Raw genomic sequence first — 13,431 nt, 5'->3', positions numbered from 1 at the left:
GTTGTTTATTAGTAAAATATGGTATAATTGACCCTATTAAAGGGAGGTTGAAGAACGTGAAAGACAATCCTAATAAAATGATTTCTGCCAGAGCATACGCTTATTTTTTACAATTAGCAGACACATTAAATTACACTAAAACAGCACAATTGTTAGGTATTTCTCAACCAGCATTGACTCAACAAATCAAAAAACTCGAAACTAGTCTTGATGCACCGTTATTTCAAACAATCGGCAAACAATTATGTTTGACTGAAGCAGGTGTTATCATGCGTGAATCAATCGAAACAATATATGATGTATTAACAGAAGCTAGCGAAAAAATCCATGATGAAAACTTAAGTACGAGAGGGAAGATTACGATTGGTATTTCTGCGTCAGTAGAGGACCGGGTCTTCACTAATTTTATTACGGATTACTTCAAACAATATCCTGATGTTGAAGTAACGTTGTTCATGGTTGGCCGTAAAGAAGTTTGGGATTATTTAGAAAAAAATAAAATCGACATTGCAATTTTGTATTTACCAACAGATGTCCTAAACAAGTGGAAGGGTTACGAGTCAGTGAACATTATTCATGATGAGTTGCTATTTATCCACCACAACCCAGAGCTAACTAAAAAGAAATCAATTAGTTACCATGAAGCCCAACGTTTCCCTTGGGTTACTTATCCTAAAAACTACTTTGTTTCACATGTGATTCAAACAGCATTTGAAAGGGAAGAAGTGACTCGTCCCACAAGCGTGGCACAATTTACTAAACCACAACAAATGTTTAGATTTAGTAATGAAACAAGTGTTAATACTGCTTTACCACGTTCTTTCTTTAAAGCACACCAAGAAGAAGGTGAATTACGAGCATTACCATTTAATCCACCAATCGCTATGGACTTATCATTTGTCTATCGCAAAGAAAAATTAAATGTTCCTCGTGTTAGTCACTTCTTGAAAGTATTCCAAGAGTATGTGGAAGAGGAAAGTTACTTAGATCGTTTAAAAGAAAATAATTAATTTAATTACAAAGGAGTTTTTATTATGTCAAAAGTTTTAGTTTTCGGTCATCAAAATCCAGATACAGATGCCATTACATCAGCAATCTCGTTCGCTTATTTACAAACTAAATTAGGAGTTGAAGCAGAAGCTGTTGCTTTAGGTGAAGTAAGTGAAGAGACAGCCTACGCTTTAAATCAATTTAACACGCCAGCGCCACGCGTTATTGAAAATGCTGGTTCAGAAACCAAACAAGTAATGCTTGTCGATCACAACGAAGCGCAACAAAGCGTATCAGACATTAAAGATTTAGAAGTATTAGCAGTTGTCGATCACCATAGAATTGCTAATTTCGAAACGGCAAACCCATTATTCTATCGTGCCGAACCAGTTGGTTGCACAAATACAATCATCTTGAAAATGTACAAAGAAAAAAACATTGAAATTCCACAAAACATTGCTGGATTAATGTTATCAGCAATTATCTCTGACTCATTATTATTCAAATCACCAACTTGTACTGATGAAGATGTAGCAGCTGCTAAAGAACTTGCAGAAATTGCTCAAGTTGATCTTGAAACTTACGGATTAGAAATGTTAAAAGCTGGAACAAACCTATCTGACAAATCTGCTAACGATTTATTAACAATGGATGCCAAAAGTTTCCCAATGGGGACAAAAAATGTTCGAATTGGCCAAGTAAATACAGTGGATGTTGCAGAAGTATTAGGTCGTCAAACTGAACTTGAAACAGCGATGACTGCTGTGAACGCATCAGAAGGATTCGATTTATTCGTACTAGTTATTACTGATATCTTAGAAAGTAACTCAGCTATATTAGTAGTTGGTGATGATAAATCACCTGTTGAAAAAGCGTTCAACGTCTCATTAGTCAATAACACAGCCGAATTAGCTGGTGTTGTGTCACGTAAGAAACAAGTCGTGCCACAGTTAACCGAAGCTTTTAAATAATCAACAAACAACTACCTGTTAAAGGGTAGTTGTTTTCGAGTCAAGGAAAGGAATAGGATATGAACATTCAGATGACCGCACCTAAGTTAAGTCCATTGACAGCTGAACAATTTATGCGAGTAAATGACTTGTACTATGAACTTAGTAAGTGTGACGTAGCCGAAAAGAATTTCAAAGATTTGAAACGCCGTTTTCCTGATTGGGAAACAATGGCCGAAGACCTTGATTTGTTTGTATCAGAAGGTCTTATCGAACGGTATGATCGACGTTATCGTTTTTGTATTCCAACAATACTTAGCTCGGAGTTATCTAAATTAAATAATGAAACGACGCAACTAAAAGGCGCTTGCGATCAATTATCTGAAGGGACTATTCTAAAGTTATTATTATCTTTAGATGAACAACGTTCGAACCTTTATTTTATTTCTGATAAAAAATTAGCATCTGATTTTAAGTTAGCGCAAGTTTCAGCTGAAACATACACTTTTGTTGATTTAACAAGAGACGATGAAGTAGTAGGATTAGCAAGTTACTTCGTTACCCAAAACTATGAGCATTCACCTGAAAAAGAAGTCCGTTCATTAATTGGTGATGTCGATCACGATTTCTTTTTAATATTCGCTGAACGAACTTATAAACAATCACTTGAAAAGAAACCATTTAAAGAAACTATTTTTAGTAAAATTCTAGCTTTATTTAATTACGTTAAAATAGAGCCTCTAACAGGCTTGATAAGTGCCATGGTTAATGTGTCACATTATGATGAAAGACTGTTTAAAAGCACATTAAATAATGTAATAGAAGCCTTGTTTGAACAGCCCAATCAAATGGATATCCAGTCTGAAATAAGGTACTTATTATTCCGCAATGAACTATTAAGCACCTTAGAGAAAAAGACCTATATTATAGCAACAAGAAATGAGGAACCACATGATTAAACGTGCGAGACAGCAATCAAATAAAATTGAAAACACAAGCCAAACCATTCAACACGAAGCCAAAGAAAGTTTGCGGTTGAATAAATATATTAGCGATAGCGGGTACTGTTCTCGTAGGGAAGCGGATCGTTTAATCGACGCTGGAAAAGTGACCGTGGATGGTGAGTTAGCACCGATTGGATTGCGTGTATTACCAGGGCAAGAGGTTGCGGTAAATGGAAAAGTAGTTAGAGTGCGTCAAGAAAAAGTTTATATCGCACTAAATAAACCAGCAGGAATTACTTGCACCACAGATCAAGCAATAGAAGGCAATTTAACTGACTTTATGAACTATCGTGAAAAAATATTCCCGATTGGACGATTAGATAAGGATTCAACTGGGTTATTATTAATGACAAGCGATGGTGATATTGTTAATAAAATTCTTCGCGTAGAAAATGGTCACGACAAGGAATATCAAGTTATGGTTGATAAAAAATTCGATCAAAAATTTTTAGATAAGATGACCCGTGGTGTTGAGATTTACAACCCAGTTGCTGACCGTCAACAAGTGACAAAACCTTGTGAGATTGAACCAATTGGCGCTAAAAGTTTTAATTTAACGCTACAACAAGGTTTAAACAGACAAATTCGTCGCATGTGTGAAGCTTTAGGGTATAATGTAATTAACCTTAAAAGACGTCGGATTATGTCTGTTGAATTAGGTAATTTAGCAGAAGGACAGTGGCGTTACTTGACTAAGGCTGAATTAGAAAGCATTAATAAAGCGATACAGTAATCTATATAAAACATTCAAAGGGGTCGTTAATATGTTTAAGTCTTATGCAGATGTTTCACCTGAAGAAAGAATCACCGTTTGGAATAATGGATTTTCTGATTACCTAAGACCAATCAATATGACGTCGGAACAATTAGATCACCGCTTATCAAGTCTAAAAATGTCAGAAGACGATTCAAAAATTTATTATATTGATAATCAACCAGCAGGTATTTATTTATATGCCGATGGTACCTTCAATGGAAAGAAAATTTCTTGGTTAGGTGGTATGGCAGTCGATCCAACATTCCGTGGTCAACAAGTTTCTCTGCGGATGTTAGAAGAATTTGAGCGTGTATCTAAAGAAAATAATGTCGAAACAATGTATTTAGAAGCGATTGACGGTAATGATCGTGCTATTAATATTTACTTGAAATTTGGCTTTAAAGCACTTAATAAGGTCTTGTTTTTAGACAGTGATGTGACGTACATTGCTAAAAATACTGTGACTGTTAAAGAGATCACTGACTTATCAGAAATCAATGTAGTTGAAGCTGTTGATTTAGCATGGCAAAACAAATCAATTCACGGATATGATTGTTTAGCTTGTTATAATGAGTCAGATTTAATTGGCTATGTCGTTGGAGCAAAAACCGGTGAAAACTTCGTTATCAATCAAATTGAAATAAACAAACCGGAAGTTCATACAAGTGCTGTGCTTGGCGCTTTACAAGACAAATACCAACCTGTAAAATGGGTAGGTAGTAACTTGTTAGCAGATAATGAAACGGTTCAATCATTATTAGATAACGGGTTTACTGAAACGTTGTCACAGCATCAATACATTAAAGAAGTTTAGTGGAGGGAAATACCATGTCAGAAAACCATCATGATAATCATGCACACATTGCATACAAACTAATTTGTTTAACGGTGATTCCAATTTTGGTGATGATCGGTATGTCATATTTAACCTATCAACCTAGCGAAGAAACAGTCGTAATTCCGGTTGAAAGTCCCGTTGAAGACGCTAAGTAATAGTTAGGCTGACTATCAACTATATTAAGAGATAGTCATTTATTAAAGGAGAAAAACACATATATGTTAATTGGTCGAATAGGAATCATTATTTTAATGATTGCTTTAACTGCCTTTTTCGTTGCGGCGGAATTTGGATTAGTTAAAATTAGAAAGAGCCGTCTTGAATCACTAGAACAAGGTGGTAATAAAAATGCAACTTTAGGATTATATATTATTGATCACTTAGATGAATATTTAAGTGCTTGTCAGTTAGGTATTACCTTGACATCACTTGCCATCGGTTGGATTGGTGAAAGTACTATGGAGGAGTTATTACATCCGATTCTTTCATACTTACCAGTTCCTGATAGTGTTTTAAAAGTAATTTCATTAGTCTTAGCCTTCTTATTGATTACATTTGTTCATGTGGTGATTGGGGAGTTAATTCCGAAATCATTAAGTATTACCAAAACTGAAAAAGTAGTTCTAAGTGTGGTTAAACCATTACATTATTTCTATAAATTTACTTATCCATTCATTTGGTTACTTAATTCATCAGCTAATGCTATTGGTAAAATCTTCGGATTTACATTAGCAGGAGAAGGTGAGGAAACGCATTCTGAAGAAGAGTTACGTCTGATTGCTAACCAAAGTTTCATCAACGGTGAAATTAACGAAGATGAATACGAATTTTTAAATAATGTCTTTGAGTTTGATGAATTAATCGCTAAAGAAATTATGGTCACACGTGTCGATATGGAAACAATTAACGAAGGAACCTCAGTTGAGGATGCTTTGAAGTTTGCGATTGAAAAAGGGCACAGTCGTTTCCCGGTTATTCGTAAAACTAAAGATGATGTCATCGGCTATGTTACTATGCAAGATTTAGTAAAGGTTTATTTAGATGAACCTGCAGCTATAATTGACGGCATTATGCAAGAGCCAATTATCGTTATTGATTCAATGCCAGTTAAGATGTTATTAGCTGAAATGCAAAAAGAACACAAACACTTTGCAATCTTATCTGATGAATACGGTGGTACAAGTGGTTTAGTTACAATTGAAGACATCATTGAAGAGATTGTTGGTGATATTCAAGACGAACAAGACCAGGAAGAAGATAATATCGTAGAAGTAAAACCTAAAGTCTTCATGGTTAATGGTAAAACACCGTTAACTGAGGTTGAAGATTGGTTTGAAATTGAATTTCCTGACGATCTTGATAGCAACAGTTTAAGTGGTTATATCACAGATACATATCAACGTGATGTTAAAGTTAATTTTGTGTGCCAATATGAAGGTTTGAAATTTACTGTGTTGAAAATGGATAAAGTTAATATTAGTAAATTACGGATTACAGATTTACGATCAACAAAAAAAGAAGACTAAATTAGTCTTCTTTTTTATTTAGTTATAAAGTAGAAGTTTTTAGGTTCTTAATGATAAAATAAAGGAAAAAGGGGTTGTAATATGCTAAAAACAATTGATGTCTCAAATTTATTAGGTGTTTCGGTATCCACTATTAGGTATTACGAAAAAATAGGAATTATACCACCGATTGCGCGGGATGATAGGGGTTATCGAATTTATGACACAATCACCTTAAACCGAATTTATTTAATGAAATGTTTACGTGACGCAGGCTTATCTATTCAGTCAATGCAAGAATTTTCAGAGTTAAGCCAAGGGGCTTAAATGATCGTGGTAACCAGAAAGCTGTGCTAAAAAAACAGCTGAAAGAATTAGATCAAAAAATTGAAAATCTTCAAGAAACACGTAAATTGCTAGACTATAAAATAACTACCTTTGATGAGCACTTAGCTCAATTTATTACGGGTCAACGAACAGCAGATAATAGTGAAAAATTATGGCAAATTTCTTTATAAAACGACTTGCTATAAAGTGCGCTTTAGACCTTATACTAAGCATAGCTATTAATTCAATAGCTATTTTTAAAATAAATTTGATTGGAGTGAATGAGATGAAAACACTGTATTTAATGAGACATGGTCAAACACTATTTAATCAACTTCATAAAATTCAAGGTTGGTGTGATGCCCCTTTGACCCCGCTAGGAATTGAACAGGCTAGGGTGGCCAGCAGTTACTTTAAAGAGCATCAGATTACTTTAAAAAGTGCCTATGCCTCAACATCTGAACGTGCATCTGATACTTTAGAGCTAGTGACTGATTTACCATATAAGCGCTTGAAAGGCTTAAAAGAATGGAATTTCGGTCGGTTTGAAGGCGAGCCAGAATTTTTAAATCCTAAACTGCCATATGGTGATTTTTTCGCAGCTTTTGACGGTGAAAAAGAAAATGATTTTAAAAAACGCATCAATAACACACTTTTGAAAATAATGACAGAAGATCCAAACGATAGTATTTTAGTTGTTTCACACGGCGCTGCGTGTGCACAATTCATGCGTAACTGGCAACACCTAAGTCAGATAGAAACTCCAAAAGGAATCAAAAACTGTTGCATTATGAAATTTGAGTATGTTGATGAGCAATTCAAGTTATTTGAAGTAATCAACCATGACTTTAGCCAGTTAGAGAATACTCACATTTAGTAAAGAGAAGGGCAGCTGAAAAGTTTGTCCTTTTATTCCAAATATCTAGTTTACATAATATATATTATATAAAGTTAACTAAGAATTGTGTTATTTGTGGATTGTTTAAGTGCTATTGAATAAACATCGTTAAGCAATCCGAACACCTGGGCATCAACCAGGTGTTTCTTCAGTCTTTTTAAAGGTTTTTCTTTTGATATATTTAATTTATTATTAAATGCTTTAAGTTATTGTCCGTGCAATTAAATTGCTTATCACGATATAAGGTCTTATTAAATAATGATATAACTTATTTTAGGCAAAACATTTTATGTCATTATATTGACGACGATTCTACTGCATTTAAATTTAATTTAACGCATACTTGACTGTATCATGCAATTAAAACATATTTACTAATTGCTAAGCATCTTGCAAAACCCATTAAATAACAACCTTGTTTAATTTACTATAATAAACACCTATATATAATAGATTGTTTCTGCTTAATTGTAGTTATCAATTAATCACAGTCTTAAAATTCTAGACTAAACTGTTGCGAACTTTTATTTAAAGAAATATTAGTTTACATAATATTATTATGCGGTTTTTCGTCTTTCAATTTTAACTGTTGATGTTTTTCACCCCATTTATGCATAGCATCTAAAATTGGAAATAACGTCAATCCATAACTGGTCATGCTGTATTCAACTCTAGGTGGTACTTCGGGAAAGACTTGTCTCATTATAATATTTTCGGACTCTAACTCTCTAAGTTGTTTAGTTAAAACTTTTTGACTGATCTCTGGAATACTTTTATGTAATTGATTAAATCTTACTGGTTCATCTTTTTCAATAAGTGTTAATAAAATTAAAGGTTTCCATTTGCCAACGATAATATCTAAAGCACTCCCTACCTCACAATAATTTGGTTCAATCTTCATATAATCCTATCCTTTCACATTAGTATCCTTTAGGTAACTATAGCACATTAAAGTACCTACTTACATTTTGTTAGTAATGTTTATATAATGATAGTATAAGAAATTAGAAAGAAGGTCAAGCCAATGAATAAAATGAATCAATCAATTAATACCCTACCTTTTTTTGATAAGTCAAAAGGGATGGAAATCGGAATTTATAGTTTAGGTGATCACTTACGAAACCCACACACTAACAAATTAATTTCAGCTGGAGAACGGATTAACCAAATCAAGGAGATGGCAATAATGGCCGACGATCTTGGATTGGATGTTTTCATGTTAGGAGAAAGTCATCAAGATGGCTTTGTTTCTCAAGCGCACACTGTAATTTTATCTGCAATTGCTGAAGCAACAACTAATATCAAATTATCAAGTGGCGCAAGTATTATTAGTACCTCTGATCCAGTTCGTGTTTTTGAAGATTTCGCTACAATGGATTTATTATCAGGCGGTCGTATGGAAATTGTTGGCGGTCGTGCTTCCAGAATTGGCTTATTTGAACTATTAGGATATGACGTTAAGGACTATGAAGCTCTTTTTGAAGAAAAATTTGAACTATTACTTGAAATCAATCGTAACTCTCACGTTACATGGAATGGACAGTATAGAGCACCTTTAAATAAAGCTCATGTCATTCCTCGTCCACTGACTAAATCTTTACCAATTTGGAGAGCAGTTGGTGGTGGATTGTCCAGTGCTGCTGCAGCTGGTCGAGCTGGTGTACCAATGAACTTAGCTATGTTAGGCGGACCTGCCGGCAGTTTTAAGCGTACAATAGACGTTTATAGAGAATCTGCTTCGTTAGCTGGTCACGATCCAAAAACACTTCCTATTACAACTTCAGGTTTCTTTTATACTGCTCCAACAATTGATATTGCGATGCGAGAATTTTATCCGCACGTCAACGAAGGAATGTTTCAAGCTAATGGGCAAGGCTTTTCGAAACAAGCCTTTATGCATGCAAAGGATCCCTCAAGTGTTATGAATATCGGCAGTCCTAATGAAATTATTGAAAAATTGATTTCACAACATGAATTATTTGGTAGTCAACGTTATATGGCGCAACTTGATTTTGGAGGTATTCCATTTGAAAAAATCAAACAAAATATAGAAATATTAGCAACAGAAATTATGCCCAAAGTAAAAAAATATACCGCAGAAAAGGAGTAGTTAAAATGAAAATTGCACTATTATCAGGTTCTACAGTTGGTTCTAAGACACGTATTGCGTTGGAAACTACAGCATTAAAAATTCAAGAGCAATTCCCCGATTATGAGGTTAATTTTTTAGATTTAAAAGAGTTAGACATCGAATTTAGTGATGGACGAAACTATTTAGACTATACCGGAGATACTGGGTTGCTGGTTTCAACTTTGATGACAGCAGATGTTATATTTATCGGTTCCCCTACTTTCCAAGCCTCGATACCTGGAAGTTTAAAAAATGTTTTTGACTTGTTGCCACCTAAAGCTTTTGAAAGAAAAATCATTAGCCTTATCATGACGGCCGGATCACCAAAGCATTATTTAGTTGCCGAATCACAATTGAAACCAATTTTAACTTATATGAAAGCTATTACTGTACCTAGTTATGTTTTTATTGAAGAATTAGATTTTAGTAATCAAATAATTGTCAGTGACGACGTTTTAATGCGCCTTGATAAATTAGTTGAAGATACATTTATTTTGGCCGAATCTTACCAACTAATTTGGAAAAAACAAGAAGAACAATATGGATTTTAAAAAAGCGACTAGAATTTTCTAGTCGCTTTTTGATTAGTTATGACAAATCAGCTATCCTCATTTGAAGATCATTAAAAAACTTACCTAGATGAATACCGTCAACTAGTCGATGATTAACTTCAATATTCAAGGGCATTTGCAACCGCCCCTCTTTATTGATATATTTGCCAAAAGTTACTTTTGGAATTGAATCGTCTTTATCTATGTAAAATTGGTTTTTAAACCCTGTAAAGTTAATCCAAGGTACCATAGAAAAGTGGATTAACTGATCTAATGGAAATGGAATATTAGGGAAATACTCTGTTTGTTGATTTGATTCTACTGAAGCAGCGTGACAAAATTCTTTTATATCCCCGACTTTTTTTAATGTTACACCTTTATATAGGTCGCTCCCCGGTTCTAAATCAGTAAACGAAGGAATTAACTCATCATACAAAATAACATTATCACCTTGTATCTTATAACGGAAGTTTTCAGTGTTATTTAAGGCATCTGTTGCTAAATAAACTAAAGCATAGTAGAAAGAAATATTCTGATTTTTACAATATTCCTTGAGGTTAGTAACATCAACATCTGCAGTTATACAGTAAAATGGCACATCTCGACCTGATAAGACCTTAAAATGCTCTTTTCTTGCCCATAGCTCTTGATCAATCACTTTCATAAACGTATCTCCTTGATTAATTTGTAGCTAAATTATAACACGAAAAAACCTAGTGGGGATTATTCACTAGGTCATTTTAACTTAACTATTCTTTTTGACTTCTAATCCCATCATTAATTCTTCATCTGTTGGGATAACAAGAACTTTAATTTTACTATCTTTGCTGTGAATTTCAATTTCATTATCTAGGTTGCGTTGTTCATCTAATTCTAGCCCTAAATAAGCGAATTTGCTTAGAACTGCTTTACGAATTGAACGTGAGTTTTCACCAACACCGGCTGTAAAGATTAACGTATCTAACCCTTCTAATTCAGTGATATATTTTGAAATCTCACCTTGAATACGGTTAACGTACATATCAATTGCAAGCTGACATTGTTCATTACCGTTGTTGGCTTCTGATTCGATCTCACGCAAGTCATTTGATAAACCAGAAACGCCTAATAAGCCAGATTTCTTATTGATTAATTCTACAATATCATTTGGTTGCATATCGTGTTTTTCCATAATAAACGGAATGATTGATGGATCAATATCTCCAGTTCTAGTCCCCATCATCAATCCTGCTAATGGTGTAAAGCCCATTGAGGTATTTAATGATTTCCCATCTTTAATCGCACAAATACTCGCGCCGTTACCAATGTGGCAACTGATGACTTTTGTGTCTTCAGGGTATAATTTGTTCGCCTCTAAAGAAACGAATTGATGACTGGTTCCGTGGAAACCATATTTTCTAATTTGATCTTCTTTATAATATGAAGTTGGTAATGGATATAAATAGTTATAGGCTGGTAGCGTTTGGTGAAACGCTGTATCGAAAATAGCAAATTGACGCATCCCTTGATAATTTTCTAGGAATAAACGGATTGTTTTAACGCTGACCGGATTATGTAATGGTGCTAATCCACTAACAGCTTCTAAATCAATTAAATTATCTAACGTGATTTCTGTTGTTTTTGTAAACTGTTCCCCACCATGAGCAACACGATGACCGACAGCTTTAATTTCATTGATATCTGAAATGATTTCTTGTTCTTTCATTTGTTTTACTAAAAATTCAATTGCTAAATCATGATTGGTAATTTCAAATTCTTCCTTGAATTTTTCTTCATTTTTTTTCGCAGTATAAATGCCTTGCGCTGCTCCAATCTTATCGAATAAGCCGCTAAATTCTGTTTCCATAGTTTCTGATAAAACTTTAAATTTAAGTGATGAACTTCCTGAATTGATAATTAATGTTTTCATAAGTGAGCCACCTTAAGTTCTGTTGAACTTCCTTTCAAAGTTGTATTGTGATGTTTATCACATAATATCTACCTATCTATTATTGTACTTTAACAGTGTTGTGTCAACTTGAATTGAAGCTTTTGCTATAAATTCAAATGAACTCTTTGTGATTTTTAATAATAAAGACTAAATTATCATATTCAACCTCATTTTTTTAGTTTTATCAATTTAATCAGTTCCTTCACTTCTTTATCAGAAGGTATTTTATCTAATACCCCATCAGCAAAATCAATATTCACTTCGTTTCTTATTTTAGAAAATAATTCATCAGGATCCTTTGTTTCTTCGGCAATAATTAATGCTCTTTTTATTAAATCATGATTACCTAATAACGTTTTTTTCTTTTTAAAATAGTCTAAAATACCCATACGACCCCTCTTTTCAATTGTTATTTATATTTATTGTACCATGATTTTAATGGCACTATCTGATAAAACATGATAGTATTATCGCGAAACTACTCTATATAGTTAGGAGAAAACACATGACATTCCAACGTTTTTTCGTTTTATTTATAACATATGCCTTTTCTATTGTGGTTGGGTATATTTTTGTATCACTTCTTCCAATCCATTCGATGATTGTTCAAGTCATTTTAATGACTATTATTGGTTTCATTGTCCTTGCAGCCCCTCTTACATATTTAAGTTTCAAGAAACAAAAATAGATAAAATAAAAAACACCCAATAGGGTGTTTTTTATTTTGCTTTAATTCGTCTAAATGATTGTTCAGATTTACCTGTATGCAATTGCCATGTGTGCCAGAAGACAAATGGAATAGCAATGATAAAGTTGAATGTTCCCCAATATTTCAAGAATTCAGGATTAAACCATGTTGTTGAATTCATAATTTGCGGGAATAGTGTTGGAGCTAAAGCACGGATTAATAAGTGCGTTGCTAGTGTGTAAACACGGGCAATAACATATAACTCCGGACGTCGTTTAATAATTGGGTAAAGCTCTGCTGCTAATAGAATACAAATTGAGCTGGCGAAGAATGTTGCGCCTTCGGCATAAACAAATGCTGCATTCCAAGTTGTATACAAGAAATTCCACATAACTGTTGTATAGACTAACAGATCACCATTGGGTTTATTTTCAAGTTCCCAGAACTTAGGTGCATAAGGAATTGTTAAACAGAGTACAAAACCGGCAAATGCATTTAAGTAGTTCCCCATTTCAATATCTTTAATAGTCGCTTCAAGAATATTTAAGAATAAAATGCCGTATAAGAACCATAACATCCAGTTTTTCTTTAGGGATTCCCAATATTCCCCCATTTTGTTATCAGCATTTGCCACACGAGCAAATCCAAGAACAATTGTTGGTAAGATAACACTTAAAATTTTAAACCAGCGGAACCAACCGTCCACTCCACCACTCATAATCCATAACGGAAATGTTAATAATGTCGCTAACCAGAACCAGCTAGCAAAGCGATAATTTTTTCTCATGAACTCAACAATTAACATCAGAATAATAATGTAAAGAGCCATTGTTGCGCCATACTGTAAAATACTACCTCCCAT

General features: G+C 33.8%; 18 protein-coding genes. 13 read left to right on the top strand and 5 right to left on the bottom strand.

All coding sequences use genetic code 11. From position 1 onward, the window contains the following. Positions 1–56 precede the first annotated feature (56 nt). The 10 genes from G7081_RS05905 (at position 57) to G7081_RS05865 (ending at position 7,248) form a co-directional block, all read left to right on the top strand. On the top strand, positions 57–1,010 hold the full coding sequence (locus G7081_RS05905) for a LysR family transcriptional regulator (protein WP_238786669.1): 954 nt from the start codon (positions 57–59) through the stop codon (positions 1,008–1,010). A gap of 24 nt (positions 1,011–1,034) precedes the next feature. Then, on the top strand, positions 1,035–1,961 hold the full coding sequence (locus G7081_RS05900) for a manganese-dependent inorganic pyrophosphatase (RefSeq protein ID WP_166008028.1): 927 nt from the start codon (positions 1,035–1,037) through the stop codon (positions 1,959–1,961). Positions 1,962–2,020: 59 nt separating this feature from the next. Beyond that, on the top strand, positions 2,021–2,899 hold the full coding sequence (locus G7081_RS05895) for a DUF1803 domain-containing protein (RefSeq protein ID WP_166008027.1): 879 nt from the start codon (positions 2,021–2,023) through the stop codon (positions 2,897–2,899). Further along, positions 2,892–3,677: a pseudouridine synthase gene (locus G7081_RS05890; protein WP_166008026.1), complete on the top strand. Its 786-nt coding sequence runs from the start codon at positions 2,892–2,894 to the stop codon at positions 3,675–3,677. The genes G7081_RS05895 and G7081_RS05890 overlap by 8 nt, the downstream gene beginning before the upstream one ends. A 31-nt stretch (positions 3,678–3,708) precedes the next feature. After that, positions 3,709–4,515 (top strand): GNAT family N-acetyltransferase, encoded by an 807-nt coding sequence (locus G7081_RS05885; RefSeq protein WP_166008025.1) that lies wholly within the window; start codon positions 3,709–3,711, stop codon positions 4,513–4,515. Between the two features lie 14 nt (positions 4,516–4,529). Beyond that, positions 4,530–4,694 (top strand): hypothetical protein, encoded by a 165-nt coding sequence (locus G7081_RS05880; RefSeq protein ID WP_166008024.1) that lies wholly within the window; start codon positions 4,530–4,532, stop codon positions 4,692–4,694. Between the two features lie 63 nt (positions 4,695–4,757). Further along, complete coding sequence (locus G7081_RS05875) at positions 4,758–6,065, top strand: hemolysin family protein (protein ID WP_166008023.1); 1,308 nt, start codon at positions 4,758–4,760, stop codon at positions 6,063–6,065. An 81-nt stretch (positions 6,066–6,146) separates the two neighbouring features. Further along, on the top strand, positions 6,147–6,371 hold the full coding sequence (locus G7081_RS07730) for a MerR family transcriptional regulator (RefSeq protein ID WP_420824498.1): 225 nt from the start codon (positions 6,147–6,149) through the stop codon (positions 6,369–6,371). Positions 6,372–6,394: 23 nt separating this feature from the next. Continuing rightward, complete coding sequence (locus G7081_RS07725) at positions 6,395–6,562, top strand: MerR family transcriptional regulator (protein WP_420824497.1); 168 nt, start codon at positions 6,395–6,397, stop codon at positions 6,560–6,562. A gap of 95 nt (positions 6,563–6,657) precedes the next feature. Then, a complete protein-coding gene (locus G7081_RS05865) occupies positions 6,658–7,248 on the top strand; it encodes a histidine phosphatase family protein (protein ID WP_166008402.1) in 591 nt (196 codons plus the stop codon). Between the two features lie 565 nt (positions 7,249–7,813). Here the strand turns inward: G7081_RS05865 and G7081_RS05860 are convergent. Next, entirely contained in the window at positions 7,814–8,170 is a 357-nt protein-coding gene (locus G7081_RS05860) for a winged helix-turn-helix transcriptional regulator (protein ID WP_166008022.1), read from the bottom strand. Between the two features lie 123 nt (positions 8,171–8,293). On the opposite strand from G7081_RS05860, the gene G7081_RS05855 reads away from it, so the two are divergent. Both G7081_RS05855 and G7081_RS05850 read left to right on the top strand, forming a co-directional pair. Beyond that, positions 8,294–9,379, top strand: coding sequence for an LLM class flavin-dependent oxidoreductase (locus tag G7081_RS05855; protein WP_420824496.1), 1,086 nt, complete (start codon positions 8,294–8,296; stop codon positions 9,377–9,379). Positions 9,380–9,384: 5 nt separating this feature from the next. Next, the gene (locus tag G7081_RS05850; protein ID WP_166008021.1) at positions 9,385–9,951 is read left to right on the top strand and encodes an NADPH-dependent FMN reductase; all 567 of its coding nucleotides are present in this window, start codon (positions 9,385–9,387) and stop codon (positions 9,949–9,951) included. A 37-nt stretch (positions 9,952–9,988) separates the two neighbouring features. Here the strand turns inward: G7081_RS05850 and G7081_RS05845 are convergent, their stop codons facing one another. The 3 genes from G7081_RS05845 to G7081_RS05835 form a co-directional block, all read right to left on the bottom strand. Further along, positions 9,989–10,615 (bottom strand): chloramphenicol acetyltransferase, encoded by a 627-nt coding sequence (locus tag G7081_RS05845; protein ID WP_166008020.1) that lies wholly within the window; start codon positions 10,613–10,615, stop codon positions 9,989–9,991. 81 nt (positions 10,616–10,696) lie between these two features. Beyond that, positions 10,697–11,860, bottom strand: coding sequence for an acetate/propionate family kinase (locus tag G7081_RS05840; RefSeq protein WP_166008019.1), 1,164 nt, complete (start codon positions 11,858–11,860; stop codon positions 10,697–10,699). Between the two features lie 188 nt (positions 11,861–12,048). Beyond that, positions 12,049–12,270: a hypothetical protein gene (locus tag G7081_RS05835; protein ID WP_166008018.1), complete on the bottom strand. Its 222-nt coding sequence runs from the start codon at positions 12,268–12,270 to the stop codon at positions 12,049–12,051. A gap of 116 nt (positions 12,271–12,386) precedes the next feature. Between G7081_RS05835 and G7081_RS05830 the strand changes: the two genes are divergently transcribed. Continuing rightward, a complete protein-coding gene (locus G7081_RS05830; RefSeq protein WP_166008017.1) occupies positions 12,387–12,569 on the top strand; it encodes a hypothetical protein in 183 nt (60 codons plus the stop codon). Positions 12,570–12,600: 31 nt separating this feature from the next. On the opposite strand, the gene G7081_RS05825 is transcribed toward G7081_RS05830, so the two are convergent. Next, on the bottom strand, positions 12,601–13,431 hold the full coding sequence (locus G7081_RS05825) for a hypothetical protein (protein ID WP_166008016.1): 831 nt from the start codon (positions 13,429–13,431) through the stop codon (positions 12,601–12,603).

Origin of the sequence: Vagococcus coleopterorum (assembly GCF_011303955.1) — a bacterium.
Taxonomy (GTDB): domain Bacteria; phylum Bacillota; class Bacilli; order Lactobacillales; family Vagococcaceae; genus Vagococcus_D; species Vagococcus_D coleopterorum.
The sequence above is the reverse complement of the archived record's forward strand: the minus strand, read 5'-3'. Positions and strand labels throughout refer to the sequence as shown.